Here is a 17548-nt window from a genome sequence, read left to right as displayed (position 1 = left end):
GGACAATCAGGAGTTCAAGGTCCCCTTCAGCCCACCGGGGTCGGAACCGGAGCGGGCTCCTCTTCGGGATCTTCGAGGACCTTCGGCACCCCGCGCAGCGTGAACAACGCGCTGACCGCCAGCAACGCCATCAGCCCCGCAGAGCACACCATCGTCACCTGCAACCCGTCGACGAACGCCGACTTCGCACTGGCCAGGACCAGCGCGCCCTGCTCGGGCGGCAACTGTGCCGCGACCTGGACGGCGCCGCCCAGGGTGTCCGAAATCGCCGCCGAAGTCTCCGGCGGTACGCCCGCCGGGATGACGAGTTCGCTCCGGTACAGCGCGCCGAGCGCACTGCCGAGGACGGCGATCCCCAGCGCACCACCGAGTTCGGTCGCCGTCTCGGAGATCGCCGACGCCGCGCCCGCCCTGGCCTTCGGCACGACGCCGAGCACCGTGTCCGTCGCGACGGAGAGGATCAGCGACAGCCCGACGCCGAAGATGATCATCGCGGCGAGCAGGTCGGTGTAGACGATCGTCACGCCGACCCCCGCGTACAGCGCGAACCCGGTCGCCGACAGGGCACAGCCGAGCCCGATGGTGACAGCGCGGCCGAAGGCCTTGATCGCCAGTGGCGTGAGCATGCCGCCGAGGATCGCGCCGCCCATCCCGGGCAGCCCGGCGAGCCCGGCCTTCAGCGGCGACCAGCCCGCCACCAGCTGCAGGTACTGCGCGAACATCAGCGAGACCGCGAGCTGCGCGAACATCGCCAGGATCGTGGTGCCGACGGTCGCCGAGAACGCCCGCTGAGCGAACAGCTTCAGGTCCATCAGCGGTTCGGCCAGCCGCGGCTGCCGCAGGATGAACGCCAGCAGGCAGCCGAGGCCGAGCACGGCGGCGACCGCGACGTCCCAGTGCCCCCAGCCCTTGTACGCGACTTCCTTGATCGTGTAGACGATCCCGACCATGCCGACGAGCGAAAGCAGCACGCTGGGCACGTCGATGCGATGGGACACCGGGTTCTTCGATTCGGGCAGGATCAGCGCGCCCGCGATCACCATGACCACCACCACCGGCACGTTGACCAGGAACACCGAACCCCACCAGAAGTGCTCGAGCAGGAAACCGCCGACGAGCGGCCCCATGCCGAAACCGAGGATCGTCAGCCCGCTCGAAACCCCGATCACGGCCGCGCGTTCCTTGCCGGTGAACACGTTCCGCACGATCGACAGCGTCGACGGCATCAGTGTCGCGGCGGCGATCCCGAGCAGCGCGCGGGCGGCGATCAGGAGCTCCGCCGTCGGCGCGTACGCCGTGATCACCGAAGCGACACCGAACAGCGACGCCCCGATCAGCAGCAGCTTCTTCCGCCCGACCCGGTCGCCGATGTTCCCCATCGTGATCAGCAGCCCGGCGAGCGCGAAACCGTACGCGTCGGCGATCCACAGCAGTTCCGTCGTCGACGGGTGCATCTGCTCCGAAAGCGACGGCAGCACCAGGTGCAGCACGGTCAGGTCGATCGCGATCAGCAGCTGCGCCAGCACGCAGACCGCGACGGTGCCGATCTTGCGGCCCTTGCCGATGGTCACCGAGAGACCCCGAACGTGAGTTCCGGCGTGTGCCGCGTGGTGCCGTTTTCGCCGTCACCCAGGTAGAAACGGGTGCTCAGGGTGCGGGCCGCCGGGTCGAGGACGCTGCGCCACAACGTCCGCCACGGCGCGCCGGGCTCGACCGCGAAGGACACCGCGTCGAGCGCGTCGCGCGGCCCGGCGTCCGCTTCCTTGGTGACGGTGCGAAGCCGCTCGTAGGTGCGCATGGTCTCCGGGGTGTCCTCGGGCAGCGCGCCGAGATCCGGATGACGGTGCAGCAGGTGGTTCGTGACGCACAGCGGCCCGTCGGCCACCTCGACGAAGTACTCGACGTCGTGCGCTCCGCGTTCGTAGACGAAGCCGCGGCCGGAGGCGTCGGCGACGATGTAGTGGCAGGGCGCGCCGTGCGCGTACTGCTTGGCGAGCATCAGCGCTTCCTTGGCCTCGTCGACGGTTTCGCAGGTGTCCAGCAGATACCGGCACACCTGCAGTACCGAGAGGCCTGCCTGCGGACCGTGCTCCAGCGGCATGGCCGTCTCGACCTCGGCCATCAGCAGCGCGACGACGAGCCCTGCCTCGTTGACGCCCTCCATGCCACCGTCCATTGTGGACATCGTGAGGGACGTCGAGGCGATGCCGTCGTCGGCGATCGTCGTCAGGACGTAGGGCCGTGACGCCATCGGCACGGTCCCGTCGTCGACGGGCTCCTCCCCGGCCAGCACCGCGCCCAGCTGAGTCCAGCTCATGGTGAAGAAGTCGTAGTTGCGGCCGAGCTCGCTCCCCGTCCACAGCGCCGAACAGCCCGATCCGGCGGGCAGGGCACTCGCGTCGTCGAAGGAGACGGCCGCGTCGGCGGGGAATCCGTGGGCCTCGGCGAACCCGGCGGTGCGCGCCGCGTACTGCGGCCAGTTCCGCGCGAACCAGGTACGCCGCGCCTTGGCCACGGCCGGGTCGAGCGGCGACGGCGACCAGTCCGAGCGCGCCTTCACCTCGGCGCCGAGGGCATGGCCGATTTCGGCCTGGGAGCCGCGCAGGGTCAGATGCCGCACGGCGAGGAAGTCTTCTGGAGATCCGGCTACGTAGGTCATGTCCGGAGGGTGTCCGCCGCCGCTGACCGTCCACGCACCGAACGCTGGCAGTGTGTCATCCGAATGTCATGTGCCCCGAGCGAAAGTGGTCCCACCAGGCAACGACGAACGAGGGAAACCATGCTCAGCAACAAGGTGTACATCATCGGCGGGGCGGTCATCAGCGTCCTCTTCCTCGCGCTCGCGATGGTCGAGTTCTCCACCGGCTACCCCGACGACGGCCTCCAGGACCTGCTCTACGCCGCCGTGAGCGCCGGCGCCGGCGCGCTGCTGTACGTCCTCGACCGCCGCCAGCGTGAGCGCCGCGCCGCAGCCAACGACGCAGCGCAGCGTGACGCCCGATGAGGAACATCGACGGCGGCTTCCTCGCCACACCCGACCAGGCCTCGCTTCAGCGCCGCGAACAGGACGTGCGCAAGGGCAAGCTCGCACTGCTCCTGACCGTCGCGGGCGGCTTCGTCACGCTGGTCGCCGGCTACCAGGTCTTCGCGGACTTCTCCCCGGTTTCGCTGGTGGTGACGATGCTCGCGCTGGCCGCCGCGATCGGCGGCGGGCTGCTCACCAAACACCTGATGCGTGCCGTGCGGTTCCGGGTGCACAAACCGAACGCGGGCCTGGTCGGCGCCGCGAAACTGACCGGGATGGTCGTGGCCGTCCTCGCGTTCATCGGACTGGTCGGCGCGATCGAAGGCCCCGGGGTGCTGCGGATCATCGCGATCGCCGTCGGCTGCGCGGCCATCGGCTACGTGAAGTCGCTGCACGACCAGCAGTGGGTGCTCTTCGAACTGGACGCGGTGGGCGTCCGGATCGAGCGGACGGTCGTGCCGTGGCGGGACGTCACCCGGCTCACCATCGACCCGGTCGGCCCGGGGATGACCCGCCTCGGCGCGGTGCCGGTCAACGCGGCGCCGCTGTACGTCGCGGTCGAGGACACCGAGCTCGACCAGCGGCTCCTCGCCGAGGCCGTCGGCCGCTTCGCGCCGCAGGGCACGCAGCTGACCCGCGCCTAGGCCAGCTGAGTGGCGCCCCGCAGGCCGAGCCCGCGGCGGTAGGCCCGGTCGAAGTCGTCACCGAGCCGCTCCCGCACGGTCGTCCTGAGCAGGGCGGCGTCCAGATCGACGGCGAACGGGGTGCCCCGGATGGTCACCGCCGCGCCGATCAGGACCGCCGCCCGCTCGGCGTCGCCCCGCACCAGCGCGACCCCGGCGAGACCCTCGGCGGCGCAGGCCATGGTGGTGCTGTCGTGCCAGCGGTCCGCCGACACCAGCGCCAGCCGGTGCAGTTCCTCGGCCCCGTCGAGGTCACCCTCGGCGGCAAGGACCCAGCCGAGAGAGATCTTCGCCCCGGCGCGCACCCCTTCGGCCGCGAACGAACCACCGGAACACTCCGCGAGCGCGCGTTCGCTCAGCGCGCGAGCCGCCGCCAGATCGCCCTCGTGCCGGGCGAGGAACGACAGCCCGACGTATCCGGCCGCCCGGCTTTCGGGCATCCCGGCGCGGCGCGCGATCTCGATGGCGAGTTCGAAATCCGCCCGCGCGCCCGCCGCGTCGCCGTGGAGCAGCTTGCTGCCGCCGCGACGGCACAGCAGGTCCGCGTTGTCGTCGGACGCGCCGAGTTCCCGCATCAGCCGCAGGGCCTCGTTCATCGTTTCGAGGGCTTCGACCTGCCGGTTCGTCCAGATCAGGATCTGGGACAGATGGTCGAGGGCCATCGAAAGGCCCCAGCGTTCCCCGATCGAGCGGAACGCCTGCGCCCCTTCGAGCAGGAACTCTTCCGCCGTGTCGAGTTCGCCCTGCAACAGCGCGCGAAGGCCGTAACCGGTCGGCGCGAGGGCGAGACTCCAGGCCTCGCTGTTCGCCAGCAGCACCCGGCTGCGTTTGATCAGCGCGTCGTCGTCACCGGGCGGGCCGGACACGACGCCCATCAACAGCAGCAGTGCCGGGTTCCGGGGCGCCTTGGTGAGATTCAGCATGAGGCCGTCCACCAGCGGCAAATGCCGGTCGAGCGCCTCGTGGCCCCGCAGTCCCGCGGCGGCGGTGAGCACGCAGAGCTGGTACTCCTCTTCGAGACCGTCCGGCGCCCGTTCGCCGAGCCGTTTGACCACTTCCAAGCTCAGCGTCGAGCCTTCGAACCGGCGGCCGCGCATCCACCAGTACAGCACCAGCGAAGCCGATAACCGGAGCGCGATCCGCACGTCGGACTCGGCGGCCCAGCGCAACGCGGCGAGGAGGTCGTCGTAGGCGGCGTCGAGCCGATCGAGCCAGACCAGTTGGTCGCCGGTGCGCAGCAACGGATCGGCTTCCTCTGCGAGGGCGAGGAAATACTCGGCGTGCGCGCGCCGCAAGCGCTCTGTTTCACCCGCTTCGGCGAGTTTCCCGGCGAAGAAGGCCCGGATGGTTTCGAGCATCCGATACCGGTCCCCGGTGCGCTCGACCAGCGATCTGTCCACAAGGGACGGAAGCAGCTCCGCGATGTCCGGCACGGCGCAGACCGCTTCGGCGTCGGCCAGGGTCGTGCCGCCCGCGAACACGGTCAGCCGCCTGGCGAGCAGGCGTTCGTCCTCGTCGAGCAGATCCCAGCTCCACTCGACGACGGCGCGCAGGGTGCGATGACGGCTCTCGGCGACCCGGCTGCCCCGCGAAAGCAGCCCGAACCGGTCGTCGCCCTCGAGGTGCTCTTTCCCGCCGAGAGGCCATGGACCCAGCCGGGCGGCGATCTCCCCGACCGGCAGGGTCCGCACCCGCGCGGCTGCGAGCTCGATGGCCAGCGGCAGCCCGTCGAGCGCGGCGCAGATCCGCTGGACGTCGCCCGCGGTCTCGTCGTCGACCGCGAAGCCCGGATCACTCGCCTGGGCCCGGTCGGCGAACAGGCGGACCGCGGCGAACTCCAGCGACCGGGCGGGAGGCGTGCCCGGCGGCGGCACGGCGAGCCGCGGCACGGGGGAGACGAGCTCGCCGGTGATGCCCAGCGGTTCGCGGCTGGTGGCGAGCACCCGCAGCGCGGGAGCCGCGCCGAGCAGCCGGGCGGCCAGTTTCGCGGCGGCCTCGACCAGGTGCTCGCAGTTGTCGAGCACCAGCAGGACCGCCCGTTCGGCCAGCGCGTCGATCAGCCGCTCCAGCGGCGCGTTCTCCACCGGTGCGGTGACCGTCCCGAGTGGGACGGTCCGCAGGCCGAGCGCGGTCAGCACGGCGTGGGCGACGTCGGCGTCTTCGGTGTACGGCGCCAGCTCGACGAAGACCGCCGGGAGGTCCATCGCGGCCGCGGTCTCGATGGCCAGCCGGGTCTTGCCCGCCCCGCCCGGTCCGGTCAGCGTCACCAGCCGCGAGCTCTCCAGCCTGCCGAGCACGTGCCGGAGATCGCCCTCACGGCCGATGAAGCTGGTGAGCTGCGCGGGGAGCGCCGCGGTCTCGATGGGCGCTGTCTTGACCGGCGGCGTCTCCCCGCGAAGCACGGCCAGATGCGCGGCGGCGAGTTGCGGTCCGGGGTCCATGCCGAGTTCGTCGGCGAGGACGCGGCGGGCGTCCTCGAACGCGGTGAGCGCGTCGGCCTGACGTCCCGCGGCGTGCAGCGCGCAGATCAGCAGTGCGCGGGTCCGTTCCCGTAGCGGCTGCTCGTCGATGACCTCGCGAAGCTCGGCAAGGACGTCTTCGTGTCTTCCCAGCTTGAGCTCGGCCTCGGCGCGGTCCTCGATCGCCGACGTCTTCAGCTCGTTCAGCCTGGTGACCTGCGGATCGCGGAACGGCGCGTCGGTGATGTCCGCGAAGGCCGGGCCACGCCAGAGCCCGAGAGCGTCGCGAAGCAGTTCCGCCGCCTTCGCGGCGTCCCCAGCCGCGAGAGAGCGCCGTCCCTCGGCGGCGAGCCGCTCGAACCGATGCACGTCGACGTCGCCGGGGTCCACGGCGAGCCGGTAACCCGCCGGGCTGAACTCGACGGGCGCGAGCTCCTTCAGCGCGCCACGCAGCCGCGAGACCTGCGATTGCAGCGCGTTCGCCACGCCTTCGGGTGGCTGCTCGCCGTAGAGGCCGTCGATGAGACGCTCCGCCGGGACGATCCGGCCGGCCTCCAGCGCGAGCAACGCGAACAGCGTGCGGGCCCTGGGTCCGCCGATCGGAACGGCGGTGCCGTCCCCGCGGCGCACCTCCGTCGCCCCCAGAACGCCGAATCGCATGAGTTAGAGGTTAGGGATGGAAGCGCAGCTTCTCCATTGAGGGCGGTGGCGGGGGCATGGATGGACTAGGGCGTCGTTGACCTGGGCGGATCCAGCCCGCCCGAGATCGGCCGAATGGCGTCTATACACTTCGCCGGGTCCCCACGCAATGGGAGAGGTATGTCTGAGCAGGAACCCGTCGTTCTGGGTCAGCCGACCGTCGGCGACGAAGAACTCGCCGCCGTGGCGGAGGTCTTCCGGTCCGGCTGGCTGGCCGGAGCCGGCCCCGCGTGCCGTCGTTTCGAGGAACGCTTCGCGAAGACCGTCGGCACCGCGCACGCCCTGACCACCAGCAACTGTGGGTCGGCACTCTTCCTCGGGCTGCGTGTGCTCGGCGTGAAGCCGGGCGACGAGGTCATCGTCGGCGACTACACCTTCCCCGCCACCGGCCACGCCGTGCTCCAGGCCGGCGCGACGCCGGTGTTCGCGGACATCCGCCCCGACGTCTGGAGCGCCGACCCGGCGTCGATCGAAGCGCTGATCACCCCGCGCACGGTCGGCATCCTCGCCGTCGACGTCGCCGGTCAGCCCGGTGACTTCGACGAGTACCGCGCCATCGCCGACAAGCACGGCCTGTGGCTGTTCGAGGACGCCGCCTGCGCCGCGGGCGCGACCTACAAGACCCGGCCGGCGGGCAGCCTCGCCGACCTGGCCGCGTTCTCCTTCCACGGCCGCAAGGGCATCACCGCGGGCGAGGGCGGCGCGCTGGTCTCGGATCGCGAAGACCTCATCGCGCACGCGCGCAAGCTGCACACCTACGGCATCGAGCCCGCCATCACCCGCGAAGGTTCCGGCGCGCTGCCGATCCCGGAGTTCCACGAGCTGGGCTACAACTTCCGGCTCTCGGACGTGCAGGCCGCGATCATGAACGTGCAGCTGGACCGGCTCCCGGACCTGCTCTCGGCCCGCCGTTCGGTGGCCAAGCGCTACCACGAGGCGTTCGAGAACCTGCCCGGTCTCGACGTCCCGGTGGAACTGCCGGACCGCGAGCACCCGTGGCAGGCCTACATCCTCACCGTGGCCCCGGAGATCGACCGCGACGCGCTCGCGTTGCGGATCCGCGAGCAGGGCGTGCAGTGCAACTTCGGCACGTACGCCTCGCACCTCCAGCCCATCTACGGCAAGAAGCAGACCTTGCCGGTATCGGCGGACCTCTTCGCCCGTCATCTCGCCATCCCGATGCACGCCAACCTCACCGATGCCCAGGTCGACCGGGTCATCGGGACCGTCAGCGCCGCACTGCCGAGCTAGGAGAGAAATGCCCGACAAGAAGGTCCTCTTCACCGGGGGCGGCGGTTTCATCGCCGCGCACGTCATCCCGATGCTGATCGAGGGCGGGTACACCGTCCGCGTCTTCGACAACATGACCCGCGGCGACCGCGCCCGGATCAACGAGTTCGTCGCCACCGGCAAGGTCGAACTGGTCGAGAAGGACGTCCGCTACGGCGGTGCCGTGCGCGAGGCCATGCGCGGCTGCACGCACGTCATCCACTTCGCCACCGTGTCGATCAACAAGTCGGTCGCGGACCCGCACGAGTCCATCGACATCAACATGGTCGGTAACCACAACGTCTTCGCCGCCGCGGCGGACGAGGGTGTCGAGCGGCTCGTGTTCGCCTCGACCGCGTCCGTCTACGGCGACCCGAAGCGGCTGCCGATGCACGAGGACGACGAGCTCAAGCCGCTCACGCCGTACTGCATCTCGAAGCGCGCGGGCGAGGACATGCTCGGCTTCTACGAGCGCACCAAGGGCCTGTCCTGGAACGCGCTGCGGTTCTTCAACGTGTACGGCCCCGGCCAGAAGATCGAGGCCTACTACACGTCGGTGATCAACCACTTCATCCAGCGCCTGCGCGCCGGTCAGCCGCCGATCATCGACGGCCGCGGCGACCAGTCGATGGACTTCGTGCACGTCACGGACCTGGCCCGGGCCGTCGTCGCGGCGCTCGAGTCGGAGAAGGCGAACCTGCCGATCAACGTCGGCACCGGGATCGACACCTCCATCGCGACGCTGGCGAAGATCCTCATCGACGCCGTCGGCGTCAACGTCGAGCCGCTGTTCAACGAGCGCGACGTGCTGGTCTCGCGCCGCGCCGCGGACATCACCCGTGCCCGCGAGGTCCTCGGCTGGGAGCCGAAGATCTCCGTGGAAGAGGGCATGTACGAACTGGTGAAGGCCTCCGAGTGAGTTCCGTCGACGCACTCTTTTCCGCGGAGACGGCATGGTGATGGCGCCGGGGGAGAGCCGTCCTCTTCGTATCGCCGTGGTGAACAACTTCTTCCCGCCGAGGGTGGGCGGAAGCGCGCACATGGCGGCGTCCCTGGCCGAGCAGTACGCGGCGCGCGGGCACGAGGTGCTCGCGATCACCGCCGCCTACGCCGACGCCCCGGCCGACGAGACGAAGGACGGCTACCGCGTCGTCCGCCTGCCCGCGGTGAAGATGCCGCAGCTGGGCCTGTCGATCGACTTCGACATGAGCTTCGCCTCGCTGCGGCCGGGGAACTGGCGGCGGCTGTGGAAGCTGCTGGACGAGTTCAAACCGGACGCCGTCCACCTGCACGGGCAGTTCTTCGACCTCTCGTGGCTGGCCGGCCTGTACGCGCGGCGGCACGAGCTGCCGATGCTGCTGACCATCCACACCCTGCTGATCAGCGACAACAAGCTGTACGGCGGTGTGTTCCGGTTCCTGGACAGCGTGCTGGTGAACCCGATCCTGCGCTACCTCAAGCCGCGCTACGTCATCCTCGACAAGCTCGGGGTCGACTACTGCGTCGAGCGCTACGGCACGAGCGACGCGAACTCGGACTACTTCCCGATCGCCGTCGACACAGGGAACTTCGAGAAGCCTTTGACACTCGATGTCCGGGCGGAGCACGGGCTCGGCGACGGTCCGGTGATCGTCTCGCTCGGGCACGTGATCCCGCTGCGCAACCGGCTCCCCCTCGTCGAGGCGCTGCCGTCCATTTTGGACAAGCACCCTGGCGTGAAGGTGGTCGTCGTCGGCCGCGTCTACCACGACGTCTTCCTGAAGCGGGCGGAAGAACTGGGCGTCGCGGACGCCATCATCGTCACCGGCGCCGTGCCGAAGGCCGACGTCCCCGCGTACTTCGCCGCCGCCGACATCGTGACGCACGACCTCAACGGCGGCTGCGGTACCGCGTCGCTGGAGGCGATGCTCTCGGGCACCGCGACCATCGCGTCGGTCACCGAGGACAACTACCCGGGTATCGAATTGCGCAACGGCGAGAACATCCTGCTGGTGCGGCCGGACGACAGCGAGGCGGTGGCGAACACCGTCATCGACCTGCTCGACGACCCGGAGAAGCGGGCTTTGGTGGCACAGCGGGAAAGCGCGATGGTGCGGGCCAACTTCGGCCTCGACGTCGTCGCCGAAGAACACCTGCGTACCTTCGAGAAACTGGTGACCGAGGCCGATGTTCTTCGATGACGAGCGCAGCAACCGCCTGCGCCCGCAAATCCTGACCGAACTCGTCTCGCAGTACATGAACGACGCCGAACGCGCCCGGTTCTACGGACTGCCGGAGACGACGAGGGTCCGCGAACGGGTCAAGATCATCAGCCCGGAGAACCTGAAGATCGGCGAACACTGCTGGATCGGCGAAGGCGCGGCGCTCGACGCGAGCGGCGGGCTGGAGATCGGCGAGCACACCAGCATCGGGCTCAACACGCTGATCTTCACGCATTCCAGCTGGCTCGCGAACATGACGCTGCAGAACCACTCCGGCAGCGACCTCATCGAGCGCAAACCCGTGAAGATCGGCAAAGGCTGCTTCATCGGCGGCCTCGTGGTGATCATGGCCGGGGTCACGATCGGCGATTTCGCCACCGTGCAGCCCAATTCCGTGGTCGCCAAGGACGTCCCGCCGCGCAGCCTGGTGGCGGGCAACCCCGCGCGCGTGTTCCAGAAGTACGACGACGAGTACATCCAGTCCGAAGTGGAGCGTGTACGCGCCGAGAACGCGCGGCGGCGCGCGCTGGCGGAGGAACGTGGGGACGCCGCTGGTTCTTGGGGCGCGCCGGCGGGCGACTTCACGGAGTAGCTCGGCCCTGATCACAGCCTGTCGGCGAACAGTTTCGCCAGCGTGGCGTAGACGTCGGACCTGGTCTTGTACAGGTACAGCGTCGCCACCCTTGTTTCGCCATGGCCGCGTTTCCCGACGCTCACCAGGATGTCGAGGTCCGGGCCGTCGGTGGGGATCTCGCACCACAGGGCCTGCTCGCCGATCCCGGGTAGCTGGGTGGCCGGTTTTTCGCATTCCTTCGCGAGCTTGTCGATCGTCGCGCGGGGCGGCTGGTTTCCGGGGATGGCCGCGACGAAGAGCTCCGCCGATTTCCCGTACTTTCCTTTCGGGTCTTCGTAGGCGCACCGGTAGGCCTTGCCTGCGCCGACCCGTTCGGACTCGCCTTCGTTGGCGACCAGATCGTCTGATCTCCCGATCACTTGAAGGAATTCGGTCACGCCCAGTACGGGGCAGGCCGCGGTGATCTTGGTGAGAGGCGCCGGTGGCGTCGTGGCCGGGCTGGGTGTCGCGCGACTGGCCGGTTTGCTCGACGACGGTGTCGACGACATCGGCGCGGGCTCGGTCGCGGTGCCGCTCGAGCAAGCCGTGACGGCGAGCAGCAGGCATACGGTGGTGAGGATTCCCCTCGATCTGTGCACGCCGGGAACGTAGCCAATGTGGGGCGGTCGTGACCAGGCGTTTCTTTCCGTCCGGTCAGAGAATGCACCGACAGTCAAGAACCTCCAGGGTTCTTCGTTTCTCGAAAGGAAGACGACCTGCGGAAACGCAGGGAGCACGATGGTGCACCCCGATGCGGGCCTTGCTTCCCCGCAACTCCTCACTGTAATGATTCACTACTTTCCGTGCTGATACGTTCTCGGGGAAACCGTGGGAAGATGGTCTGGTGATCACCGGCGAAGGAGGAGTTCGATGAGTGTCGTGGAGTGGCCTCACCGATTCCTGACGCTTGACGACTGGGCCGCGTTGCCGGAAGACCCGGAACACCGCGCGGAAGTCGTCGAAGGAGTGCTGGTCGTGTCACCCCGTCCGTTGTTTTTCCATCAGCGTGCGGTCAATCGCCTGACATATTGGCTCGACGAACAGACGTCGCCGGAGTACAGCGCGATGGGTGAGGCCGAAATGGTCGTCGCCACCGCGCCGCTGACGGTCCGAGTTCCCGATGTGCTGGTCACCTCCGCCCTCGTGGCCGACGAAAACCCGGCGAGAGTCTCCGCCGAGGAAGACGTGCGGCTGGTCATCGAGGTCCTGTCCGAGGGCACCGTCCGCACCGACCGGGTCACGAAGTTCTCCGAATACGCGGAAGTCGGCATCGAGCACTACTGGATCGTCGACCTCGACGATCCGGCGAGCATGACCACCTACCGCCTGATCGACGGCGAGTACGAGAACTTCGGCGAGCACACCGGCAAGGTGAGCCTCGACTTCGACGGCACTCCGCTCACTCTCGACCTCGACGCACTGACCACCCGCCACGCGCAGCGCCCGTGATCGCCCTCGTGAGTGGCTAGGACGGTTAGAACCGTCCTAGCCACTCACGAGACGCTGGCCGAACGCGAGGTGACGCGTCCTCGGGCCTTGCTCAACGGAGGATCGGGGACACTCAACGTCCCCGATCCTCCGTTGATCAAGGTCATGCCGAGCGGGGGCCGCCAGAACCGTCCTAGCCACTCACGACCGGGAACCACCACCCCGCTCGACCCGACTACTAGGCTCGGCGGGGGAGTTCCCCGGTGAGAAGGGTGTCAGATGAGGCTCAAGCGGTTCGGTGCGTCGTTGCTGGTCACCGGGTTGGCCCTGCTGGGCACCGCGTCCCCGGCGCTCGCCCATTCGGAGCTGAAGAGCAGTGACCCGGCGAGGGGTGCTTCGCTGGCGACGCCCCCGACGCAGGTCAAGCTGACCTTCTCGGGCCCGGTCACCCTCGCCGACGACAACCCGATCCAGATCACCGGCCCGGAGAACGCGTCGTGGACGGTCGGCCGCGCGGAGGTCGCCGGAGCGGTCGTCACGGCGCCGGTCCAGGCCGTCGGCCCCGCGGGCGAGTACACGCTCCGCTACAAGGTCACCTTCGAGGACACGCACGCCGCGAGTGGCTCGGTGAAGTTCAACCTCAGCGCGCCGGTACCAAGCCCGACGAGCCAGGCCCCGACGAGCAGCCAGGCCCCGGCCGGCAGCGCGTCCCCGGCGCCTCCGGCCGGCGAGACCACCCCCGAAGATCTGGTACCGGCCTGGGTGTGGATCGTCCTCGCGGTGGCCGTGGTCGTGGCGGGGATCGTCGTCGCGCTCCGGTTCACTCGTCGGAAGGACTAAGCGGTCAAAGCAACCTTTCACGTGGTCAACCGTCGAACGGAGATGAGGACCAGGGTGGCTCGCGGCGATGACGAGTTCGTCGAGTTCGTGCGGAACTCGGCGACGCGTCTTCAGCACGCCGCCTACCTGCTCACCAGCGATCGTCATCAGGCCGAGGACGCCACCCAGACGGCGCTCGCGAAAACGTATGCGGCCTGGTCGCGCGTACGCCGTAAGGACGCCTACGCGTACGCGCGACAGGTCCTCGTCAACCATGTGATCGACGGCTGGCGGCGTCCGATCCGCGAGAACGCCACGGAGGACATCCCCGAGCAGCCGAGCGGCCTGGACGTCGCCGGTGCCGTCGTCCAGCGGAAATGGCTGCTTGACGCGTTGCGTACGCTCACTGACCGGGAGAGAGCCGTCGTGGTGCTCAGGCACTTCTTCGACTTGAAGGAATCCGACGTGGCCGGCGAACTGGGTGTCTCGATCGGCACCGTGAAGAGCACCAATTCCCGCGCCCTGACCAAGCTGCGGATCACCGCGGAGGACGGAACGGAACTGATCGGGGGGCTGGGACGATGACCGACCTCGAGATGCTGCGTTCGGCCTTGCGGGAGCCGCCCGTCGAAGGGTTCGCCGAACCTGACCTCGGCGCGATCATGACCAAGGGCAGGCGTATCCGCCGTCGCCGCCGTCTCGCGACCGGCGCGGGCGGGGGCGCCGCCACCGTGGTGACGGTGCTGGTCATCGTCGGCGCGGTCGCGCTCAAAGGCTCTTCGTCCGAACAGCAGCCGCTTCCGCCCGCCGCGAGCGCGCCGGCCGCGCCCGTCCCGACCCCGGCACCGGCGAGCCCGTCGATCACGGCGGCCCCGTCGCCCTCCCCGCTCGGTGACGTGATCCCGCTCGGGTTCAAGGGTGAAGGTGGCCGCGAGCTGGTGATCTACGCGTCCGAGATCGACGAGCCGTCGATGCCGGACGTCCGGTTCGGTCTTCAGGTCGCGTACCGGGACGGCGCGGGCGACTACGACGCGCTCCTGGCCGCCAACGAATTCAAGGGATCCGATCGGTCGTTCGGCTTCCACGCCGTGGACGGCGGCGACCTGATCCGGGGCACGTTCGTACCCGTGTTCGGCTACTTCTCGGGTCCGGCGGTGCGGATCACCAGCACCGTCCGCGGGAAACCGGTCGAGGCCAAGGCCATCCCCTGGAGCGAGGACCCGTCGGTCGTCATCTTCTGGTTCGACCCAGGCCAGGTGGAGTCGCCGTACGTGCTGACCCCCCTCGTCGCGTACGACGCGAGGGGCCAGCGCCTCACCAAATAACGCATTTAGTCCTCTGGATGCGGTAGTTGCGTGGGCAACTACCGCATCCAGAGGACTAAATGCGAGAGATCAGGCCGCGGCCTGCGTCAGCACCTGGTCGACGACGGCGTGCGACGGCAGGATCAGGTCCCGCTCGGTGTCGGCGTCGATCTTGCCTTCGAGCAGGTCGACGAACCGGTCCAGCTGGGTCGCGAGCGGCTCGCGCGCGGTCACCAGTTCCGGGATCTCGATGACGGTCTGCTGGCGGTAGCCGAGGCCGTCCTCGGTGACCGAGTCGTGCGAGACGTGGCGGTAGATGGTGACGTCGCGGCGGAGCAGGTCGATCTCGATCATGCGGTCCAGTTCGGACACCCAGAGCGAGCGGACCTTGCGCTGGCCGAGGCGGGACGCGGAGACCGTGGCGAGCCCGGATTCGAACGACAGCACCGTCTCGATGGTGTCTTCGGCGCCTTCGACCGAGCTCGGGTGGAAGTAGCCCGCGCCGGAGGCGACCCGCTGCGGGGTCGCGCCGCCGAAGAACTGGATCGCCAGGTCGACGTCGTGCACCAGCAGGTCCCACGCGACACCGGTCTTGATCCGCGGCGCGTACGGGCCGTGGCGGCGGGCCATCAGGTGGATCGGCTCGTTGACCAGCGCCCGCGCGGTCATCACGGCCGGGTTGTAGCGCTCCAGGAGCCCGCACATCAGCGGGACGTCCTTCTTCGCCGACAGCCCGACGATCTCCTGGGAGAATTCAAAGCTGTTGCACACCGGCTTCTCGACCAGCATCGGCTTGCCCTGGCCAAGGATCTCCTGCGCCAGCTCGTAATGCGCCTCGGTGGCCGAAGCGAGCACGACGGCGTCCACATCGGACAGTGAGCCGATTTCGGGCGTCCACTGGGTTTCGTAGCGTTCGGCGACCTTGCGGCCCGCCTCTTCGCGCGGGTCGATCACGCGGACGAGGTCCACGCGCTCGTTCGCGGCGAGGACACGGGCGTGCAGCGAACCCATGTTCCCCGTGCCGATGAGGGCGATCTTGTGGGTGGTCATGCGCCGAGTACCTCGCGAACCGTTTCGATGATGGTGTCCAGGTCGGACTCGGAAAGGTGCGGGTGCACCGGCAGGGAAAGCGCCTGCGCGGCGACGGAAGCGGCCACCGGGAAGTCCTCGACCTTCGCGTCGGGGATCAGCGGGTTGTTCCGGTAGCAGTCGTAGTCGAAGACGATCTTCGGGTAGTAGATCCCGTTGCCGATGCCCCGCTCGGTCAGCGCGGCGGCGAACTCGTCACGCGAGAGCATCGCGTGCGGGCCGACCAGCACGGTGTACTGGTGCCACACGTGTTCACGGCCGGGCAGGACCTGCGGGAGGTCGAGGCCCGGGGTGCCGGCGAGGCCCTCGGTGAGGCGCTTCGCGTTGGCCTGGCGGGCGGCGGTGAGCTGGTCCAGCTTCTCCAGCTGCGGGATGCCGACGGCGGCATGCAGGTCGGTCATCCGGTAGTTGTGCCCGGCGACCTCGTACTGGTACCGCGCACGCATGCCCTGGTTACGGAGCACCCGCAGCGCGTCGGCCAGCTTGTCGTCGTCCGTGGTGATCACACCGCCCTCGGCGGTGGTGACGTTCTTGGTGGCGTACAAGGAGAAGCAGCCGATCCCGAACGAGCCAGACGGCTTGCCCTGGAACGACGCGCCGACGGCCTGCGCCGAGTCCTCGATGACCTTGAGACCGTGCTCGGCGGCCAGCGGCGCGAGCTTGCCCATGTCCGCCGTCTGCCCGTAGAGGTGCACGGGCATGAGGACCTTGGTGCGGTCGGTGATCGCGGCGGCGACGGCGTCCGGGTCGATCGCGAAGTCGTCGCGCCGGATGTCGGCGAAGCGGACGGTCGCGCCGGCTTCCAGGATCGCGTTCAGCGTCGCCACAAAGGTGAACGGCGAGGTGACGACCTCGTCGCCCGGCTGAAGGTCGAGCGCCTGGATGGCGGCGACCAGCGCGGTGGTGCCGTTGTTGACGGCGATCGCGTGCTTCGTGCCGGAAACGCTCGCGAACGCGTCCTCGAAGCGCTTGACCATCGGTCCCTGTGCGATGGCGCCGGATCGCAGCACCTCGACGACGAGGTCCTCCGCGTCACGGACGTCGACCACGGTAATGGGGATCATCTGCAAGTCTCTCTCGACTGGGCGTTCTGGTGCGTCCGGTACAGTGAGCCGCCGGTTCTGCGCCCGGCCGCCCTCTCTGGCGCGGGCCACACGTTACCGGGACCGCCGAAGCGCCCAATACCCCAGGCTGTCTCCAGCCACGACGAACGGATCTTCACGTGGTGAACCGCATCCACCCGACAGCAGTCATCGGCGAGGGTGTCGAGCTCGGCGAGGACAACGTCATCGGACCGTTCACGGTCATCGTGGGCCCCACCCGGATCGGGGACGGCAACTGGATCGGCCCGCACGTGACCATCGGCACCCCGGGTGAGGATCGCGGCCGCGAACACCCCGCCGCCTGGGAGGCCGCGCCGGACGGTGATCCCGATCACGACGGCCACGGCGTCGTCATCGGCAGCCGGAACCGGATCCGCGAGTACGTCAGCGTCCACCAGGGCACCTGGCGCACCACCAGCATCGGTGACGGCGGCTACTTCCTCCGCGGCAGCCACATCGCCCACGACTGCATCGTCGAAGACGCCGTCACGGTCGCTTCGAACGTCATCACCGGCGGCCACTGCCACATCTGGTCCGGGGCGAACCTGGGCATGGGCGCGATCCTGCACCAGCGGGTCGTGGTGGGCCCCGGCGCGATGGTCGGGATGAGCTCCGCGGTCCGCAAGGAGGTGGGCGCGTTCACCATCGCCGTGGGCAACCCCGCGCGGGTGACCGGCGTCAATACCGTGGGCCTGTCCCGCCGAGGCCTGGACGAGGCCGCCATCGAGGCGCTGGGACCTTGGCTGAAGGGTAAGGCCGGTCTCCCTGAGGACGGGCTGGCCGACCGGCTGCCCGGCGACCTCTCTACCTTGGTGAAGGCGTGGGACGCCCGTCCACGCGACGATCATTAGGAGTA

At 69.1% G+C, this 17548-nt stretch carries 18 protein-coding genes; 12 read left to right on the top strand and 6 right to left on the bottom strand.

From position 1 onward, the window contains the following. Positions 1–26: 26 nt before the first annotated feature. Together AC0685_RS01500 and AC0685_RS01495 are read right to left on the bottom strand one after the other, a co-directional pair. The gene (locus AC0685_RS01500) at positions 27–1571 is read right to left on the bottom strand and encodes an MFS transporter (RefSeq protein ID WP_478223764.1); all 1545 of its coding nucleotides are present in this window, start codon (positions 1569–1571) and stop codon (positions 27–29) included. Next, the gene (locus tag AC0685_RS01495) at positions 1568–2659 is read right to left on the bottom strand and encodes a C45 family autoproteolytic acyltransferase/hydolase (RefSeq protein WP_478223763.1); all 1092 of its coding nucleotides are present in this window, start codon (positions 2657–2659) and stop codon (positions 1568–1570) included. The genes AC0685_RS01500 and AC0685_RS01495 overlap by 4 nt, the downstream gene beginning before the upstream one ends. A 120-nt stretch (positions 2660–2779) precedes the next feature. Here AC0685_RS01495 and AC0685_RS01490 point away from each other — a divergent pair, with 120 nt between their 5' ends. Further along, positions 2780–3004 carry a hypothetical protein gene (locus AC0685_RS01490; RefSeq protein ID WP_478223762.1) on the top strand — a complete coding sequence of 75 codons (225 nt, stop codon included), beginning with the start codon at positions 2780–2782 and terminating at the stop codon, positions 3002–3004. Beyond that, the gene (locus AC0685_RS01485; RefSeq protein ID WP_478223761.1) at positions 3001–3669 is read left to right on the top strand and encodes a hypothetical protein; all 669 of its coding nucleotides are present in this window, start codon (positions 3001–3003) and stop codon (positions 3667–3669) included. Before AC0685_RS01490 ends, AC0685_RS01485 begins: the two co-directional genes overlap by 4 nt. Here the strand turns inward: AC0685_RS01485 and AC0685_RS01480 are convergent. Further along, positions 3666–6827, bottom strand: coding sequence for an AfsR/SARP family transcriptional regulator (locus tag AC0685_RS01480; protein WP_478223760.1), 3162 nt, complete (start codon positions 6825–6827; stop codon positions 3666–3668). The two genes, AC0685_RS01485 and AC0685_RS01480, sit on opposite strands and share 4 nt — an antisense overlap. 159 nt (positions 6828–6986) lie before the next feature. Between AC0685_RS01480 and AC0685_RS01475 the strand changes: the two genes are divergently transcribed. The 4 genes from AC0685_RS01475 to AC0685_RS01460 are packed head-to-tail and all read left to right on the top strand — an operon-like array spanning position 6987 to position 10928. Next, positions 6987–8117 carry a DegT/DnrJ/EryC1/StrS family aminotransferase gene (locus AC0685_RS01475; RefSeq protein ID WP_257483685.1) on the top strand — a complete coding sequence of 377 codons (1131 nt, stop codon included), beginning with the start codon at positions 6987–6989 and terminating at the stop codon, positions 8115–8117. Positions 8118–8124: 7 nt separating this feature from the next. After that, complete coding sequence (locus AC0685_RS01470) at positions 8125–9054, top strand: NAD-dependent epimerase/dehydratase family protein (RefSeq protein WP_478223759.1); 930 nt, start codon at positions 8125–8127, stop codon at positions 9052–9054. Between the two features lie 34 nt (positions 9055–9088). Next, positions 9089–10315: a glycosyltransferase family 4 protein gene (locus tag AC0685_RS01465; RefSeq protein ID WP_478223758.1), complete on the top strand. Its 1227-nt coding sequence runs from the start codon at positions 9089–9091 to the stop codon at positions 10313–10315. Then, positions 10302–10928 (top strand): acyltransferase, encoded by a 627-nt coding sequence (locus AC0685_RS01460; RefSeq protein WP_478223757.1) that lies wholly within the window; start codon positions 10302–10304, stop codon positions 10926–10928. The genes AC0685_RS01465 and AC0685_RS01460 overlap by 14 nt, the downstream gene beginning before the upstream one ends. 11 nt (positions 10929–10939) lie before the next feature. Here the strand turns inward: AC0685_RS01460 and AC0685_RS01455 are convergent, their stop codons facing one another. Beyond that, the gene (locus AC0685_RS01455) at positions 10940–11347 is read right to left on the bottom strand and encodes a hypothetical protein (RefSeq protein ID WP_478223756.1); all 408 of its coding nucleotides are present in this window, start codon (positions 11345–11347) and stop codon (positions 10940–10942) included. A 22-nt stretch (positions 11348–11369) separates the two neighbouring features. Here AC0685_RS01455 and AC0685_RS01450 point away from each other — a divergent pair, with 22 nt between their 5' ends. From AC0685_RS01450 to AC0685_RS01430, 5 genes are all read left to right on the top strand, one after another. Continuing rightward, on the top strand, positions 11370–11561 hold the full coding sequence (locus tag AC0685_RS01450; protein ID WP_478223755.1) for a hypothetical protein: 192 nt from the start codon (positions 11370–11372) through the stop codon (positions 11559–11561). 258 nt (positions 11562–11819) lie between these two features. Further along, complete coding sequence (locus AC0685_RS01445) at positions 11820–12398, top strand: Uma2 family endonuclease (RefSeq protein WP_478223754.1); 579 nt, start codon at positions 11820–11822, stop codon at positions 12396–12398. Positions 12399–12656: 258 nt separating this feature from the next. Then, complete coding sequence (locus AC0685_RS01440; protein ID WP_478223753.1) at positions 12657–13217, top strand: copper resistance CopC family protein; 561 nt, start codon at positions 12657–12659, stop codon at positions 13215–13217. 54 nt (positions 13218–13271) lie between these two features. Continuing rightward, positions 13272–13781 (top strand): SigE family RNA polymerase sigma factor, encoded by a 510-nt coding sequence (locus AC0685_RS01435; RefSeq protein ID WP_125679130.1) that lies wholly within the window; start codon positions 13272–13274, stop codon positions 13779–13781. Further along, positions 13778–14521 (top strand): hypothetical protein, encoded by a 744-nt coding sequence (locus AC0685_RS01430; RefSeq protein WP_478223752.1) that lies wholly within the window; start codon positions 13778–13780, stop codon positions 14519–14521. The genes AC0685_RS01435 and AC0685_RS01430 overlap by 4 nt, the downstream gene beginning before the upstream one ends. 69 nt (positions 14522–14590) lie before the next feature. Here the strand turns inward: AC0685_RS01430 and AC0685_RS01425 are convergent, their stop codons facing one another. Both AC0685_RS01425 and AC0685_RS01420 read right to left on the bottom strand, forming a co-directional pair. After that, complete coding sequence (locus tag AC0685_RS01425) at positions 14591–15550, bottom strand: Gfo/Idh/MocA family protein (RefSeq protein WP_340685904.1); 960 nt, start codon at positions 15548–15550, stop codon at positions 14591–14593. After that, the gene (locus AC0685_RS01420) at positions 15547–16653 is read right to left on the bottom strand and encodes a DegT/DnrJ/EryC1/StrS family aminotransferase (protein ID WP_478223751.1); all 1107 of its coding nucleotides are present in this window, start codon (positions 16651–16653) and stop codon (positions 15547–15549) included. Before AC0685_RS01420 ends, AC0685_RS01425 begins: the two co-directional genes overlap by 4 nt. Before the next feature lie 158 nt (positions 16654–16811). On the opposite strand from AC0685_RS01420, the gene AC0685_RS01415 reads away from it, so the two are divergent. Next, complete coding sequence (locus AC0685_RS01415) at positions 16812–17543, top strand: UDP-N-acetylglucosamine acyltransferase (protein WP_478223750.1); 732 nt, start codon at positions 16812–16814, stop codon at positions 17541–17543. Positions 17544–17548: the final 5 nt, after the last annotated feature.

The organism is Amycolatopsis sp. NPDC043889 (assembly GCF_056435645.1).
The sequence above is the reverse complement of the archived record's forward strand: the minus strand, read 5'-3'. Positions and strand labels throughout refer to the sequence as shown.